The sequence below is a fragment of the Bacteroides sp. Marseille-P3684 genome, assembly GCF_900291465.1.
In the GTDB taxonomy this organism is placed as follows: Bacteria; Bacteroidota; Bacteroidia; order Bacteroidales; family Bacteroidaceae; genus Phocaeicola_A.
In genome coordinates this window covers 777577-794744 of the sequence record NZ_LT985808.1, presented here as the reverse complement: position 1 = coordinate 794744, position 17168 = coordinate 777577, and the positions used below count along the sequence as shown (strand labels likewise).

The 17168-nt window shown below is 62.9% G+C and carries 9 protein-coding genes; 3 read left to right on the top strand and 6 right to left on the bottom strand.

Annotation, left to right across the window (positions count from 1 at the left end; genetic code table 11):
- Positions 1-9: 9 nt before the first annotated feature.
- Together C8275_RS03090 and C8275_RS03085 are read right to left on the bottom strand one after the other, a co-directional pair.
- Positions 10-1158 (bottom strand): FecR family protein, encoded by a 1149-nt coding sequence (locus tag C8275_RS03090; RefSeq protein WP_106484058.1) that lies wholly within the window; start codon positions 1156-1158, stop codon positions 10-12.
- Positions 1159-1344: 186 nt separating this feature from the next.
- Positions 1345-1917 carry an RNA polymerase sigma factor gene (locus C8275_RS03085; protein WP_022385982.1) on the bottom strand — a complete coding sequence of 191 codons (573 nt, stop codon included), beginning with the start codon at positions 1915-1917 and terminating at the stop codon, positions 1345-1347.
- Positions 1918-2820: 903 nt separating this feature from the next.
- On the opposite strand from C8275_RS03085, the gene dacB reads away from it, so the two are divergent.
- The 3 genes from dacB to eno all read left to right on the top strand — a co-directional run bounded on the left by dacB (position 2821) and on the right by eno (position 6030).
- The gene (dacB, locus tag C8275_RS03075; protein ID WP_106484056.1) at positions 2821-4233 is read left to right on the top strand and encodes a D-alanyl-D-alanine carboxypeptidase/D-alanyl-D-alanine-endopeptidase; all 1413 of its coding nucleotides are present in this window, start codon (positions 2821-2823) and stop codon (positions 4231-4233) included.
- A gap of 95 nt (positions 4234-4328) precedes the next feature.
- Complete coding sequence (locus tag C8275_RS03070; protein WP_157948148.1) at positions 4329-4598, top strand: hypothetical protein; 270 nt, start codon at positions 4329-4331, stop codon at positions 4596-4598.
- 151 nt (positions 4599-4749) lie between these two features.
- The gene (gene eno / locus C8275_RS03065; protein ID WP_106484054.1) at positions 4750-6030 is read left to right on the top strand and encodes a phosphopyruvate hydratase; all 1281 of its coding nucleotides are present in this window, start codon (positions 4750-4752) and stop codon (positions 6028-6030) included.
- Positions 6031-6236: 206 nt separating this feature from the next.
- Here the strand turns inward: eno and C8275_RS03060 are convergent, their stop codons facing one another.
- The 4 genes from C8275_RS03060 to C8275_RS03045 form a co-directional block, all read right to left on the bottom strand.
- On the bottom strand, positions 6237-7409 hold the full coding sequence (locus tag C8275_RS03060; RefSeq protein ID WP_022385990.1) for an iron-containing alcohol dehydrogenase: 1173 nt from the start codon (positions 7407-7409) through the stop codon (positions 6237-6239).
- A gap of 137 nt (positions 7410-7546) precedes the next feature.
- Positions 7547-11914 (bottom strand): two-component regulator propeller domain-containing protein, encoded by a 4368-nt coding sequence (locus C8275_RS03055; protein WP_106484053.1) that lies wholly within the window; start codon positions 11912-11914, stop codon positions 7547-7549.
- A gap of 845 nt (positions 11915-12759) precedes the next feature.
- The gene (locus C8275_RS03050; protein ID WP_106484052.1) at positions 12760-14091 is read right to left on the bottom strand and encodes an MATE family efflux transporter; all 1332 of its coding nucleotides are present in this window, start codon (positions 14089-14091) and stop codon (positions 12760-12762) included.
- A gap of 184 nt (positions 14092-14275) precedes the next feature.
- The gene (locus C8275_RS03045; RefSeq protein ID WP_234395793.1) at positions 14276-17113 is read right to left on the bottom strand and encodes a family 43 glycosylhydrolase; all 2838 of its coding nucleotides are present in this window, start codon (positions 17111-17113) and stop codon (positions 14276-14278) included.
- Between the last annotated feature and the right edge of the window lie 55 nt (positions 17114-17168).

The following is a 17168-nucleotide window of genomic DNA, read 5'->3' as shown; positions in this document are numbered from 1 at the left end:
TAGAACGTATTAAGGGGTAATCACGATGTTGCGGCCCTCGATGCGGAAGGTCAGACCCGTCGTCGCCTCGTAGCTGCGCAGCAGGACGCGGATGTCCTCGTGGCGGTTGAGCCGTCCCGAGAGACGGATGCGACGTGCCTCGTCGGAACGGAACACGGGGGTGAAGTCGTACCAGCGGGCGAGCGTGGTCATGATGCTCTCCAGCGTCTGTCCGCGGAAGACAAAGCGGTGGTCCACCCACGCGGTGTAGACCGACGGGTCGACGGTGGTGACGGTCGTGTGCCCGTCGGCGTCACAGGTCAGCAGCTCCGACGGACGGAGACGCACCGTCTGTCCGCCTTGTGCGGAACGGAAACCGATGCTGCCGCTCACGAGCACGGCGGCAAAGGGGCTGTCGGCGTAGTCGGTCACGTTGAACCGTGTCCCGTAGACGGTGATGTCGCCCCGTCCCGTGCGGACGATGAAAGGCTTGCGGGCGTCGTGCGCCACCTCGAAGTACGCCTCGCCCTGCAGCTCGACGCGCCGTTCGCTCCCGGTGAAGTGGACAGGATAGCGCAGGCGGGTCATCGAGTTGAGCCGCACCTTCGTGCCGTCGGGCAGGACGTAGGCATATTCCCCTCCGGCAGGGATGTCGAGCGTGTTGTACGCCGACGGGGCGTCGCCGGCGGCAGCCGTCCGGTGCAGGGAGTCCGTGAGGGCACGTACGTCCGCGCCGGTCATCTCCTCCAGCTCGAACTGCCGTCCGTCAGCCAGCGTCAGGGTCGCCACCGCACGCCCAGGCTGTATCTCGATGGGCGCGAGGGCAGCCGTACGTCCGTCGGCATCCTCCCGTCCGTCCGTGCCCTGCCCGACGAAGAGCACGGCGAGCACGAGGCAGGCAGCGGCAGCAACGGCGAGGGAGACACGCCCCCACAGGCGGCGCAGGCGCCGTCGGCGTAGCTCCCGACTGAAGCGGTCCGCCATGCGGCGTCCGTAGCCGGAACGTTCCAGCTCCAGCAGGCGGTCCGCCGGGCAGTCTTCATCGAGGCGACGGAAGGTCGCGGCATTGGCTTCCGATGCGGCGAGCCAGTCGTCAAGCTTGCGGTTCTCTGCGTCCGTCAGGGGTTCGCCCAGCAGACGGGCGGTGAGCAGACGGGCATATTCTTGAGGTGTTTCCATGTGTCAGGACAGTTTGGTTGTGAAGATTTGTCACTAAGTAGACTTCCGTCGTGACAGAATCGTATGACAAGAGGGTGCATTTTTAACATTCCGACATGCGGAAGGACCCGTCCGCCGGACACAGTCCACGCTGGGGAGCGTCCGTCCGTGTGAAAGGAACGGCACCGACGGATGAGGCGGAAGGGGTTACAGGGAGGCTCCCCCGAGCAGGAACAGCAGGAGGAGGAAATCGTCCTTCGAGAGGAGGTCCGACAGACGCTTGAGGGCACGGTACTTCACCGTCCGCACGGTGTTGAGCGACAGCCCCAGGGCGTCGGCAATCTCGGGCATGCTCTTCCCCTCCAGCGACAGGCGGAGCACCTCGCGGCTCTGAGGCGAGAGACGGCGGAGGGCATCGGCAATGAGCTGTGCGCTCTCTGCCTCCACGATGCGGCGGAAGAGGGAGCTGTCGTCAGGGATGTCGCCGTCGCCCGCTGCCTCCAGGGGCAGGGCACGGTGGGAGCCGAACGCGTCGTAGTGGCTGACAATGACGTTGTGGAGGATGGTAAAGAAGTAGTTGCGCAGCGACTTCACCCGCCCTGCCGTACGGCGGTAGGTCCACAGACGGATGTATGCCTCTTGCAGGAAGTCGTCGATGGCGTCGGGGTCGTCGACGTAACGGCTTGCAAAGACACGGAACACGGCTGAGTTCGCTTCGATGAACTGCCTCATGCAGCGTTCGTCCCATAAGGAAAGGTCGGCGGGAAGGTCGGTGCTCATGTGTTTAAGGGTCTCTCTTCTAGGGTGGTCGGATGCAAAGATACGGAAGATTCATGAAGAAAGGGGCTGCCGCCGGGTTTATCTTTTCCTTTTCACGGACGGACGCCGCCTCTCCCCTCTCCTCCGTCGTCCCTCCCCGCGCACTCCCCGCATGACTTTTCCTTGACAAAAACCATCGCTTCCCCACGTCGTTCCGCCCGTCATCACACCCCCGGAAGACAAAACTCCGGCACGCCCGGCAGAAGCTAAACGAGCGCAGAAAGCCGTTCGCGTATCTCACTGATTATCAATACTCAAATGAATACCGTCGTACGGACGTGTCCGTACCGTCGTGCGGACGCGTCGCCACGCTCGTGCGGACACGTCCGTACGAACGTAGGAACACGTCGGTACGAAACGGGGGATGCGTCCGCACAAAACCGGGGATGGGACAGGTGGCTTCCGCTGGTCCGAAGCCGGGGGAAAGGCGGTGCGTCCGTGGGTGAGAAAAAAGGGGACAGACNCTCACTGATTATCAATACTCAAATGAATACCGTCGTACGGACGTGTCCGTACCGTCGTGCGGACGCGTCGCCACGCTCGTGCGGACACGTCCGTACGAACGTAGGAACACGTCGGTACGAAACGGGGGATGCGTCCGCACAAAACCGGGGATGGGACAGGTGGCTTCCGCTGGTCCGAAGCCGGGGGAAAGGCGGTGCGTCCGTGGGTGAGAAAAAAGGGGACAGACGGACGGGAAGCAACGGGCGCGGAATGCCGGCAGGCGCCGTCCGTCGGTCTGCCGGGAAAGGGACGGGGAAACCCGGCGGCACGTGCAGGACGGACCGCAGAAATGCTCCGAACGCTTCCGCCGAGCGTTTTCCTTTCGTAACTTTGCCCTCCTGAAACCAACGAAACACCGACATGAACCACCTGCTGAACCCTCGCCTCACCCTGCTCCTGCTGCTCGTCTGCCTGACGGGCTCCGCCAGTGCGCAACCCCTCGCCCAACGGCTGCAACGCCTGCTGGGAGAGCCTGTCCTGCGGCAGTCGGAAGTGGGCATGGCGGTCTATGACCTCGACGCGGACACCCTCGTGTTCGCCCACCAGGCGGAGAAGCTCTACCGCCCGGCGTCGGTGCAGAAGCTCGTGACGACCCTCACTGCCCTCACCCGGCTGGGGACGGACTGCGAGGTGCGCACCGACGTGTTCGCCGACGGCGCGGTCGATGCCGACGGGACATTGCAGGGCGACCTCTACGTGCGCGGCGGCTTCGACTCCGAGTTCGGCGACGCGGACATGGAACGCCTGGCGGACTGCGTGGCACGTGCCGGCATCCGCTGCATCAGCGGACGGCTCGTGGGCGACGTGTCGATGAAGGACTCGCTCTACTACGGCGAGGGATGGTCGTGGGACGACGCCCGGTTTGACTTCCAGCCCTGCCTGACACCGCTCGTCTACCGGCGCGGGTGCGTCCGTGTGACCGTCCGCCCGACGGCACGGGGCGAGGAACCCGTGGTGACGGTCGAGCCGGCGTCCGACTGCTACACGGTGGACAACCGCGCGGTGAGCCATGTGCCCGGGGCGGGACGGCTCGTCGTGACGCGCGACTGGATGTACCAGAGCAACGCCCTGCTCATCCGGGGCAATGCCGCACGGAGGGTGGAGCGCGAGGTGCCGCTCTTCGCGCCCGAACAGTATTTCCTCTCGGTCCTTGCCGACCGCCTGCGGGCACGGGGCATCGAGACCGGGGTGACGGACCTGGGCAGGGTGCCCGAGGGGGCACGGAGGCTGGGCGGCACCGCCCGTCCGCTGACCGACCTGGTGCGCCGCGCCCTGAAGAAGAGCGACAACCTGGCTGCCGAAGCCGTGTTCTACCGACTGGCGCACAGTCTCCACCCCGAGCGTCCTGCGACGGCAGCGGACGGCGCGGAGGTCATCGGCACCGCCATCCGTGCGCTGGGACGCAACCCAGAGGACTACAACGTGGCGGACGGCAGCGGCGTGTCGCTCTACAACTACCTGTCGCCCGACCTGCTGCTCGCCTTCCTCCGGAGCGCATACCGGGACCCGCAGGTGTTCGCCGCCCTGTGGGACGCCCTGCCCGTAGCCGGGGTCGACGGAACCCTCGCCCACCGCATGAAGGCTTCGCCTGCACACCGCCGCGTGCGTGCCAAGACGGGGACGCTGACGGGGGTCAGCTCGCTCGCCGGCTATGCCCGGACGGAGGACGGACGGATGCTCGCCTTCGTCATCATCAACCAGAACGTGCTGCGGGGTGCCCGTGCACGTGCCTTCCAGGACAAGGTCGCGCGGGAACTGGTGGTCAAAGATTGAAAAATATGTTAACTAACATACGCAGAAATTTGGCAGTCGGGTGAAAGGGTCGTACCTTTGAGATCGGACAGACACGTTGCCTGCCTGATAAACGTATGGCTATGCATGAATCCGGTTTAGGTCTTGATTTAGGAGACTCGCGCGTCATCACCGTGGGTGTCATCCTCGCTGTTGCCGTAGCGGGCGTGATGCTGCGTGCCCTCGTCCGGGTATGGACGGACGAGCTGCTGACGCGCCGTGCCGCCCTCCTCTGGACCGTGGTCATCGTGTGCATCCCTCTGGTGGGTGCGCTCTCCTGCCTCTCCCTCTATCACCCGGACGACGAGGACGGAGAAGACGGGGAGGTCATCGACGAGGACGACTGACCACATGTAGGTATCCGCCCTGCTGAATATACCTATTTCTAGGTATTGTACATTCCCTTTGTTTCCCCCATCTTTGCACGTTGGACCGACGGGCACGTCCGTCGGCCGGACTCCTCTCAACATACAATACATACTTAAAAACGATAAGCTTATGAAGATTGCTAAGATTACGGGACGTGAGATCCTCGATTCACGTGGAAACCCGACTGTCGAGGTGGAAGTAGTGTTGGAATCGGGCGTCATCGGACGCGCATCGGTGCCCTCCGGCGCTTCGACGGGCGAACACGAGGCTTTGGAACTGCGTGACAAGGACCCCAAGCGCTACGGCGGCAAGGGTGTGCTCAAGGCAGTGGAGAACGTGAACAAGGTCATCGCCCCGGCACTGGTGGGCTGCTGCGTGTATGAGCAGCGTGCCATCGACCGGAAGATGCTCGCCCTCGACGGCACGAAGACGAAGTCGAACCTGGGTGCGAACGCCATCCTGGGTGTTTCGCTCGCCGTGGCAAAGGCGGCTGCCAACAGCCTGAACCTCCCGCTCTACCGCTACATCGGCGGGGTGAACACGTACGTGATGCCCGTCCCCATGATGAACATCATCAACGGTGGCTCGCACAGCGATGCGCCCATCGCCTTCCAGGAGTTCATGATTCGTCCCGTGGGTGCGCCCTCGTTCCGCGAAGGTCTCCGCATGGGAGCAGAGGTGTTCCATGCCCTGAAGAAGGTGCTGCATGACCGCGGCCTGAGCACGGCTGTGGGCGACGAGGGCGGCTTCGCTCCTTCGCTGGCAGGCACCGAGGACGCGCTCGACAGTATCATGGCTGCCATCCGCGCGGCAGGCTACGAGCCGGGCAAGGACGTGATGATCGGCATGGACTGTGCGTCCTCGGAGTTCTACAAGGACGGGCTGTATGACTACACCATCTTCGAGGGTGCGAAGGGCAAGAAGCGTACGGCTGACGAGCAGATTGCCTACCTGGAGGAGCTCATCAGCAAGTATCCCATCGACTCCATCGAGGACGGCATGAGCGAGAACGACTGGGCCGGCTGGAAGAAGCTGACGGAACGCATCGGCGACCGTTGCCAGCTGGTGGGCGACGACCTCTTCGTGACGAACGTGGACTTCCTCTCCAAGGGCATCGCCGAGGGTTGTGGCAACTCCATCCTCATCAAGGTGAACCAGATTGGCTCGCTGAGCGAGACGCTCGATGCCATCGAGATGGCACATCGCCACGGCTACACCACGGTGACCTCGCACCGCTCCGGCGAGACCGAGGACGCCACCATCGCAGACATTGCCGTCGCCACGAACAGCGGACAAATCAAGACCGGCTCGCTGAGTCGCTCCGACCGCATGGCGAAGTACAACCAGCTGCTCCGCATCGAGGAGGAACTGGGCGACCTGGCGGTCTACGGTTACAAACGCATCAAGTAACAGTGCAACACTGACTTTTTTCTTTATCCATTTCTTAGGCAGGCGGTGTCTCCCGGATGCGGGGGACGCCGCCTTGTTTTTCAGCGGACGGGTGAAGGCTGCGTGCGGGCAAAAAAAGAACCTGCAAAGGGGCGCAGCCCGTGCGCTCTCCTTGCAGGTTTTTCCGCCGACGACTACAGGGTCACGGCGTACCGATTGTCAATGTCTTATTTGTAGGACTTCTGATAGATGCCCAGTACTTCTTCGTCGGTCAGCGGACGCGGGTCGAGGGTGAAGAGTCCGCCCATGGTGTGACGCGCGTTCTGTACCATCTTCGGCAGGTCCTCCTCCTTGAGTCCCCAGTCGCTGAGCTTGATGCCGTAGACCCCGCACTCCTTCTGCATGCGCACCAGTGCGTCAATGAAGTCGCTCGGACGGTTGCTCTTGATGCCGAGCATGACATCGGCCATCTTCATGTAGCGCTTCATGCAATCGTTGCGGAAGGTTTCGAAGTAAGCTTCGCTCAAGGCTATGAGTCCGGCGCCGTGAGGGAGCTGGGGATAGTATGCGCTCATGGCGTGCTCGAGCGAGTGCTCCGAGATACAGCTTGATGTGGATTCGACCATACCGGCGAGGGTGCTTGCCCACGCCACCTTGGCACGAGCCTTGAGGTTACGTCCGTCCTTGACGGCAACGGGGAGGTATTTGTAGAGCAGGCGGATGGCTTCAAGGGCGAAGAGGTCGCTGATGGGTGTCGCACAGTTGGCGATGAAGCCTTCGGAGGCATGGAAGAATGCGTCGAAGCCCTGGTAGGCGGTAAGGTGGGGCGGAATGGAGACCATCAGTTCGGGGTCTATGATTGAGAGCGTCGGGTAGGTCAGGTCGCATCCGTAGCCTATCTTCTCCTGAAGCTCCTCGTTCGTCACCACTGTCCAGGGGTCGGCTTCGGTGCCTGTGCCTGCGGTGGTGGGAATGGCAATGATGGGGAGTGCGCGTGTCACGGGCTTGCCTTTACCGCTGCCCGAGGTGATATAGTCCCAGTAGTCGCCTTCGTTGCATGCCATCACGGCGATTGCCTTGGCGGAGTCGATGGAGCTTCCGCCTCCGAGGCCGACCACCATGTCGCACTTCTCGTCGCGGCAAAGCTGGGCTGCTTCCATGACGTGCTGTTTGATGGGATTGGGCAGTACCTTGTCGAAGACCACGCTTTCCACGCCGTTCTCCTTCAGGTAGCGTTCCACATTGCCCAGGTAGCCATACTTCCGCATTGACGTACCCGCGGAGATGACGATGAGTGCTTTCTTACCCGGCATCTTTTCAGTTGCCAACTTCTTGATCTCGCCACAGCCGAAGAGTATCCTCGTCGGTATGTGCATACTGAATATTGAATTGCTGGTCATGGTAGTTACCTATTATAGTGATAGCACAAAGCTACTAAATAAATCATAAGTTGTACAGGAAATCACACTTTTTTTTCATTGTGGCTACATTTTCATTACCACGGCGACAGGATGCCGCCCCCTGCCCCGGCGGAGGGTCAGTCCGGGTCGCCGGCGTAGTCGGTCGGGGAGACGCCGTAGTACTGCTTGAAGCTCTTGCTGAAGTAGTGCGGGTCGCTGAACCCGACGGCGTAGGCTATCTCGGCGATGCTGTTGCGGCGCTCCTTCAGCAGGCGGGCGGCACGGGTCATGCGCGCCTCCTTGATGTAGAGGATGGGCGACTTGCCGGTGAGTGCCTTGAGCTTGCGGAAGAAGACGGTCCTGCCGAAGCTGAAGTGCTCCACGAGCTGCTCCACGGAGAGGTCGGGATTGTCCAGCTCGCGGTCGATGAGGGCGTCGAGCTTCTCCAGGAACTCCCGGTCGCCCGCGGTGAGGGTGTCCGACGGACGGTCCGCCTCCGGCTCGTCGGGCACGGGGGTGCGGTGGGGGTTGCCGTAGTAGGCTTGCAGACGTTTGCGCCGCTCCAGCAGGTTGTCCACCTGGGCACGCAGGTAGGAGATGCCGAAAGGCTTGACAATGTAGGCGTCGGCTCCTGTCTCCAGCCCCCGGAGGCGGTTGTCGGAGTCTGCCTTTGCGGTGAGCAGGACGACGGGGATGTGGCTTGTGCCGATGTCGGCGCGCAGCTCGCGCAGGAGCGACAGGCCGTCACGGCGCGGCATCATGATGTCCGTCAGGATGATGTCGGGCATGAGGGTACGTGCCGACGCCAGGCCTTCTTCGCCGTCACGGGCTTCCACGACGCGGAAGTCGGGGCTGAACACCTCGGCGATGAAGCGGCGCAGCTCGTCGTTGTCCTCCACGATGAGCATGCTGCTGGAGGCGGTCTCCTCGCCGGATTCAGGGGCGGCAGGCTGCGGACACGCCGGCACGGACGTCGGGACGGAGGGCGCCGTCGCGTCCGTCAGCAGAAACTCCGTGTCCTCCGGGAAGTGGTCCCTGCCCGGAGGAAGCGTCACGGTGAAGCAGCTCCCTTCGCCGGGACGGCTCCGCACGCCGATGGTGCCGCCGTGAAGCTCCACCAGCTCCTTGGTGAGCGCCAGCCCGATGCCGGTGCCCGGGATGCCCGTGAAGTCGGGACCGGGCGAGGTCTCGAAGCGTCCGAAGATGGTCCGCAGCTTCTGCGGGCTGATGCCCACCCCCTCGTCGGTGACACGGATGACGGCGGCGCCTCCGTCGGTTGTCAGCTCCACGCGGATGGCACGATGCTCAGGGGTATACTTGAAGGCATTGGACAGCAGGTTGCCCACGACCTGTTCCATCTTCTCGGCGTCGCACCACACCCACACGTCGCCGGAGGGATGTCCGTAGCTCAGACGGATGTCGCGCTTCTCGGCGAGCAGGCGGAAGTCGGCGACCGTCCGCTCCAGCAGCGAGGAGAGGTCGAGCCGGCGCACGTAGAGCTTCAGGCGGTTGTCCTGGAGCTTGTTGAAGTCGAGTATCTGGTTGACGAGCCTCAGCAGACGGTCGCTGTTGTGCTTCACCGTCAGGAGGCGGCCGCGTACATCGTCGGTCAGCGGCGAACGGGCGAGCATGTACTCCAGCGGACCGGAGATGAGCGTCAGCGGGGTGCGCAGCTCGTGGGACACGTCGGTGAAGAACTTCAGCTTGAACTGTGCCATCAGCTCCTCACGCTCCGCCTTGTCCTTCAGCCGGTAGAAAGCGCGGTAGAGACGGAGCACCAGCACGAACAGCCCGACGACTCCCGCCGTGTAGAGCAGCCATGCCCAGGGTGTCTGCCAGAAGGAAGGCAGCACCTCGACTGCCAGCGTCTTCTCGTTGTCGCGCCACACGCCCTCGCTGTTCGTGGACTTCACGCGGAAGGTGTAGTGCCCCGGCGGCAGGTTGGTGTAGGTCGCCTCGCGGCTCTCCCCGACGTAGCGGTACTCGCGGTCGAAGCCGTCGAGCCGGTAGGCGTACTGGATGTCCTCGGTGTTCGACATGTCAAGGGCGGCGTAGCGGATGCCGACGGTGTGGATGCCGTGGGGGATGCACACGAGCGACGTGTGGTTGAGCGTGTGCCGCAGGATGCCCGTGCTGTCGCCGGGGGAGACGGTGCGGTGGTCCGTCACGAGGGCGGACAGGCGGATGGTGGGGGTGAAGGTGTTCTTGAACACTTCCGCGGGGTTGAAGTAGAAGATGCCCTTCGTCGTGCCCAGCTGTATCTGTGTCCCGGCAAAGGTGCCCGCACCCTCGCTGAACTGGATGTTGAAGGCGGTGAAGTCGTTCTCATAGTGCTCGAAGGTCGCGTCGGCAGGACGGTACTTGATGAGTCCCTTCTCGGTGGCGAGCCAGAGGTTGCCCCGGTCGTCCGGACGGATGGCGTAGATGATGTCGGCTATCAGCCCGTCGGCGTGGGTGTAGGCACGGAACGACGCCTTGCCCCCGCCGAAGGAGGTCAGCTCCTGCAGTCCCTGTCCGAAGGTAGCGGCGAAGACCCCGCCCCCGGGCAGGCAGTCCACCATGTGCACGTCGCAGTGGTCGAGGCAGCGGGTCCAGCGGATGTCCGACGGACGGCTGAAACTGCCGTCGCAGGCGAGCGCACCGACGGTGGACGACACCCAGATGCGTCCGCGACTGTCCTCGCTGACGTGGCGCAGCTTGTAGTAGTGGCGCAGGGGGAAGCTCTTCAGCTCGTTGCGGGCATGGAGGAAGCGCAAGCTGCCGTCGGACTGGAAGCGTACGAGGTTGAGCCCGCCGCCGTAGGTAGCCACCCAGACGCGCCCGCGGCTGTCCTCGAACAGGTGGTAGACCTCGTCGCAACTCAGGCTGTAGGGGTCGACCGACGAGTGGGTGTAGTGCTCCGTCCGGAAGCGTCCTTCGCCCGACGGACGGAGGCGGTAGATGCCCTGCCCCTTGGTCGACACCCAGATGTCGCCGTCGCGGTCCTGCATCACGGCGTAAACCCTGGCAAAGCGCGTGGCTGCGCTCTCACGGGAGACGATGCGTCCGGCGGACGGGTCCAGCCTGCCCAGCAGATGCTTGTAGGGGTCGAGCACGAGCAGCTCGTTGTTGCGCGTGCCTGCCCAGGTGCGTCCCTGACGGTCGACCAGGAGGGCGCGCACCTCGTTCCCGGGCGACTCGGGGTCGTCGGCATCGAGGGGCAGGAGGTGGAAGAAGGCGTGCTGGAAGGTAATCTTCGTCAGTCCGCCCAGGAGGGTACTCATCCAGAGGTTCCCCTGACGGTCGGTGCAGATGGAGAAACAGCGGTCGTTCGAGCGCCACTCATGCGTCCGCTGGGCAGGGTTGAAGGGCACGAGGGTGTTCGACGGACGGTCATACCATGCCAGCCCGCCACCCTTGGGGTGGACCCAGAGGATGCCGTTGGCGTCTTCCGCCAGGAGTACGCCCGTCTCGGTGGCAAGCGGACGCCCGTGCTCGTCGCGCATGAGGAAGTGGGTGAAGCGGCGGTGCGATGGGTCGAACAGCCCGATGCCGAGGGAGGCATACTCCAGCCAGGCGAGTCCGTGACGGTCGATGTACACCTTATATATATGGTCGTCCGCAGGTCCGCCGGGGGTGCGTGTCGAGAAGTGGAGGGTGTCGGAAGGGGTGGCGAGGAACAGCCCGTCGCCGTCGGTGGAAAAGAGCAGGCTGCCGTCCGCGCACCGGGCGATGTCGGTCACGGCGGCAGGGGTGGGCAGACGGTGGAGGGTGAGCCGGCGGGTCGCCTTGTCGCAGACGAACACGCGGCCGCTGTCGCCGGCAACGAGCAGGCGGCGTCCGTCTTCCATCAGCGTCCGCAGGGCAGTCTCCGGGGCACCGGGCAACCGGACGGGACGCAGCATCTCCGTCAGCGGGTCAAAGCGGAAGAGCCCCCGGGAGGAGAGTATCCACTCCTGCCCGCGGTCGTCGCGGTGGACGTCCGTCAGCTCGCCACACGACGCGAGGTTGACGGGCGGACGCAGGGCAAGCTGCTGGCTGTCGGCATCGTAAGAGGCACGGACAGCGGTGCCGTTGCCCAGGACCCAGACCACACCGCCGACAAGGGGACGGACGACGGCAGTCTGCGCGGTGCGGCGTCCGCCTGTCAGCGGAATGGGGAGGACACGCTCGTCGCGCGGGTCGAAGCGGTAGACGGAGTTGTCGTAGCACACGAGCCAGAGGCAGCCGACGGAGTCCTCGGTGATGGAGAGCACCCGTCCGCTGGTGAAGGGATGTGTGCCATCGGCGCCTGCCTTGAAGTTGCGGAAGGTGTAGCCGTCGAAGCAGCTCAGCCCGTTCCATGTGGCAAACCACATCACGCCCTCGCGGTCCTGGAGGATGTCGTGCATGAAGCCGTGCCCCAGCCCGTCCTTCGGACCGTAGGCTCGGACGGCATATTGCGGCAACGCTCCCGCCCGGCTGTGCCCGGACAGGGTGAAAAGGGTGAAAAGAATGTACAGACCCAGGTATATGCGGATTCTCATAAGCGTGTATCGTAACAGCTCGTAAAGATAACAAAATAATTGACAATTGACAAGGAACAATTGACAATTGCCCTTCGGCGTGAAGAACGAAACCGCAAGGCGGTGAATGTAGGGGCGACCTTTATCAATTGACAATTGACAAGGAACAATTGACAATTGCCCTTCGGCGTATGCCTGAATCCATCAGGCGGTGAATGCAGGGGCGACCGGTCTGGTCGCCCGGTCCAACGAACATCAATTGACAATTGTCAATTAAAACGTCGGTTTTAACATCACATTTTCCCGATTCGGCGTTTTCAGGTAACGCACATTTTCGCAATTTTGTCCCAATTAGAAAATCGTGCGTTAAATATTTTAAGATACGTCCTTCAGAACGCATCGAAATAAACCGTTATTCACATAATTATACCGTTTCTAACGCAAAAAAGGCATCCGACGAACCCATTTTCGCCGACGAAAGCACCGGTGACTGGCTTCGTACGGACGCGTCCGCACCACCGTACCGACGTGTCCGCACCGTCGTACCGACGCGTCCGTACGAAAACAGCCACCTGTCTCCACTTTTTAGCGACCGGAGGGGCACGATTCCGTGAGTGTGAAATTGCGTCCGTCCGTGTGAATAGACCGACAGAAGGGAATGCAGGACAAGGAACAGCGAGCAGAAGGACAGGAAAACGACAGAAAAGGCGTCAGGGTGCATTTGGCAAATCGCCCGAGAAGGGCCTTCCCGGTCACCAATCCGTATTTTGGTGCAGGGAAGCCCCTTCTCGGGCGATTCGTTTGACATTTTGACAAATTGACAGCCGCGTCGGAAGGCAGGCGCCGTCCGCCCGACACAGACGGGGTCAGACCGCCTTGCCGCGCCATCCGCCGCGGTGGATGTAGATGGAGCAGAAGACGAGCAGTGCCAGTCCGTAGATGTGCTCGGTCGTCCAGCAGACGGCGACGTCCGCGCGCAGCCAGTTGATGAGGACCACACAGTAGGCGACATAGACCACCTGGACGATGACCTCCAGCAGGAACGCCATCCGCGTGTTGCCCGTACCGGAGATGGACTGGAAATAGATGATGCCGGGGACGTGGAAGACGTACGCCGTGCACAGGACGAGCAGCGAGGGGACAGTCGCCGCCTGAAGCTCGGGGATGTTGGTGTAGATGCTGATGACCGCGGTGGGAAAGACTGCCACGAGGACACCCAGCCCGAGCACGAAGAGGTAGCACAGGCGGATGTGCTGACGGATGGTGGGCAGGACGGCGTCGGTCTTGCCGGCACCGATGAGGTTGCTCACCAGCGACCCGCACGTGGCGGCGAAGGCGGCGACAATCATGTAGAAGAATCCTGACACGCTGCGCACGACGTTCGACACGGCAAGCGGCTCCTTGCCCAGGTGCTCGACGAAGAGGAAGAAGAGGAACCACGTGGACAGCGTCAGGAAGCTCTGTATCATGGTCCAGAACGAGACGGTGAAGATGCTCCGCAGCGTACGCATCCGGAAACGCACGCGGTGGGCAAGCCCGTACTTGGCACAGTCGATGCGCCGTGTGGTGTAGACGATGAAGAAGACCAGCGACACCAGCTCGCAGAGCGACGAGCCGATGGCGGCTCCGGCGATGCCCAGGGCGGGGAAGCCCAGCTTGCCGAAGACGAGGATGTAGTTGAACACCACGTTCGACAGGACCATGACGACGGAGTTCAGCGTCAGGGTCTTCGTCTGGGTGGTGCCGATGTAGAATGCGCGGAACATCGCCGCGGCGAAGGAGAAGAAGAAGCCGAAGATACGCCAGTCGATGTAGCTCTCGGCTGCCGCACAGATGTCGGGGTCGTCGATGATGCGCTCCAGCAGCAGGGGCGAAAGCGCCTTGGTCAGCCCGAAGGCGAGCACGGCAAAGGCGAGGAGGAAGTAGAGTCCGTGGTAAAAGATGGCACCGACCTCCCGGTAGTTCTGTTCGCCGTTACGGCGTGCCATGATGATTTGTGCGCCCGCACTGAAGCCGAAGCCCATCATGAAGATGACGAGGTAGTAGACGCTGGCAATCGCCGATGCGCCCAGTTCGACTTCGCCGACCCGCCCCAGGAACGCGGTGTCGGTCATTCCGATGAGCTGCTCCATGACCAGGCTGATCAGGCAGGGATAGGCTATCTTCAGAATCTCTTTGTTGGTGTAAGCTGTCTTCATAGGTGTTATCTCGTGGAAATGCGGTGCAAAGATAATTGACAATTGACAATGCGCAATGGACAATGACCCTTCGGTGTGTCCCCCACCCTGTCAGGCGGTGAATGTAGGGGCCGCCTGATGGATTCATGGTCACAACGAAGGGACATTGTCAATTGTCCATTGTCAATTGTCAATTAACGCACGTTCAGTAGACCTCCAGCGTGACCCGTTCGGGGCTTTCCTCCGGTTGTTCGGGCAGCGGGGTGCCGTTGACCGACGACGAGGTGAAGCGGACGCCCTCGGTGTTCTTCAGGTAGTGGGCGTGCGGTGCCTCGCCGACGTGGAAGTCGTGGATGCGGACGTTGCGTATCGGGTACACCTCGTTACCGTCCATGAACACGGCGTAGTGGTCCGCCTTCTCAGCCTGGACGTGGCTGATGTGGAAGTCCTCATAGAGTGCCTGGTAGTTCCCCCCGCGGAAGCCGAAGTAGTTGGTCTCAAAGCGGAGTATGGCGCCCTTGGCGCGCTCCACCGTGATGCTGTCGACAAAGACGCGGCGGATGTAGCCGCCCCGGTCGCGGTTGGACTTGAAGTAGAGGGCGTTCTTGACCGTGCCTATCTCGATGTTGCTCATATAGACATCGGAGGCACCGCCGGACATCTCGCTGCCGATGCACAGTCCGTTGCACTCGGAGTGGAAGATGCAGTCGCGGATGACGATGTTCCGCGAGGGACGTCCGATGGAGCGGCCGTCGGTGTCGCGTCCTGACTTGATGGCGATGGCGTCGTCGCCGGTGCGAAAGGTGCAACGCTCGATGAGCACGTTCGACGTTCCCTCCGGGTCGCAGCCGTCGTTGTTGGGGAAGTGGCTGTCGATGGTCACCCCGCGGACGATGACATTGTCACAGAGCACCGGGTGGATGGTCCAGAAGGGGGAATCCTTGATGGTCACGCCCTCGATGAGCACGCGCGAGCAGCCCAGGGGCTGGATGCACGACGGACGCAGGACGGTGCCCTTGCCGAAGACGCGTTCCTGGACGGGCACGAGCTTGTCGCCCATCTCCCGCAGGCGGTCGCGGTCCGGTGCCTCAATCCGGCTCCATGCGGCGAACTCCTTGCCGCCCTGGGCGTCGATGGTGCCGCTGCCCGTGATGGCAATGTTGTTGGCATGGTAGGCATAAATCATGGGGGAGTGTCCGTACATCTCCGTGCCTTCCCAGCGGGTCAGCACCACGGGGAGGAAGTCGTCCGCCCGTCCGCTGAACTGCAGATAGGCGCCCTCGTCGAGGTGGAGGTTGACGTCGCTCTTCAGGCGCAGCGGTCCGTTGAGGGGGTAGTGTCCGGCCGTGACACGGACGGTCCCTCCGCCGAGCCACGAGCAGGAGTCGATGGCCTGCTGGATGACCCGGAGGCTCTCGTCAGCCTTTTCAGGCAGGCGGACGGTGAAGGTGCGGTCGGGGAAGGAGGTGGTGGCGATGCGGCTGACAATGGCCTCCTGCGGTGTCATCGGCTGACGGCGTGCCGGTCCGTCGTGGCGGTAGGTAAAGTCGTCAAAGGAGGCACTGCCCGCTGCCTGCCGCACGTTGTAGCAGTACAACCCCACGCGCACCCCCTTCCAGTTGCCGAACTCCATCGGGAAGGCGTCGCCCGCGGCGGTGAAGTTGCGGTTGTCGGTACTGTACAGCAGGGTGTAGCGGTTCGCCCGTGCGTCCGCCTGCAGACGGAGGTAGACGGTCGTCCCGCTGACGGGGAAGGAGGCAGCCTCCGTGCCCCCGTGTTCGAGGTAGAGGCGGGTGTCCGCTCCGTCGCGGCGGATGCCCAGCAGGCTGTTTGCCTTGCCGATGCAGGCGATGCCGCAGCGCTGTCCGTCCGCCAGGTCGTCAAAGTCCATGCGTACGGTCGCCGTGCCGCGGTAGCCCATAGTCTTCTGGGTGAGCGTATTGCGTGCCCGGCGGAAGTCGTCTGCCTGCAGGGCGTGGAGGGTGAGCGTGCCGGGACGTTCGGTCAGCGACCAGGCATCGTCCACGGGGTTGTGGTTGAACTGCCACTGCAATCCGAGCGACGGTCCGCTAAAGTCGTCATCGGTGCGGGGCACTTCGACGGGCACGTCACGGGTTCCCCGCGGCTTGGTCCACGATGCGACCGGTTCGCCGACACCGTTGCGGTCGATGTCCACGCCGACCACGGGCCAGTCATCCTCCCAGTGCATGGGTTGCAGGTGGACGACGCGTCCCAGCGGGTTGTACTGCTGGAAGTGGAAGAAGAACCATTCGCCCTCCGGCGTGTCGACCATCGCTCCCTGGTGCGGTCCGTTGATGTCGGTCGTGCCGCGTTCGAGCACCACGCGCTTCTCATAGGGGCCGTAGATGCTCTTCGAGCGCAGGACGGTCTGCCACCCCTTGGAGACGCCCCCTTCGGGGATGCTGAGGTAGTAGTACCCGTTGCGCTTGTGAATCTTCGTGCCCTCCGCCACCGGTCCGCGGTAGACGGTCCGTCCCTCGTCGAGCAGGCGGGTGCCGTCGGGGCTCATGCGGTAGATGATGATGGGGCCTGCGCCGTGGATGCTGCGTCCGAGGTACGCCTGTCCGTCATCGTCCCAGAAGGGGCACGGGTCTTCCCACTTGGGCACGTGGCAGACGTTCGTCAGGGGGCTCCACGGCCCGGCGGGGTCGGTGGCGTTGGTCATGAAGAGTCCCTCGTCGGGTGTGCAGAAGAAAATCCAGAACTTCCCGTCGTGGTAGCGGATGGCAGGTGCCCACGAGCCGCCGGCATAGCGTTCGTTCGTGTCCCAGCCCGGGAAGTCGAAGCGGCTGTAGACCTGGGAGAGGAGGCGCCAGTTGACCATGTCATCCGAGACGAGCACCTGCATGCCCAGGAAGTGGAAGTCGGAGGCGACCATGTAGTACTTCTCGCCCACACGGATGACGTCGGGGTCGGAGTAGTCGGCGTTGAGGATGGGGTTGATGTATGTGCCATTGCCCTGGTCGCCCCAGGTGTCGGGCGACGTCTGTTGGGCGGCAAGGGGGACGGACAGCGCCGTCATGCCCAGAAAGAGAGAGAGGAGTTGTTTCAGCATAAAAGTCGGGAATAAGGAGTAA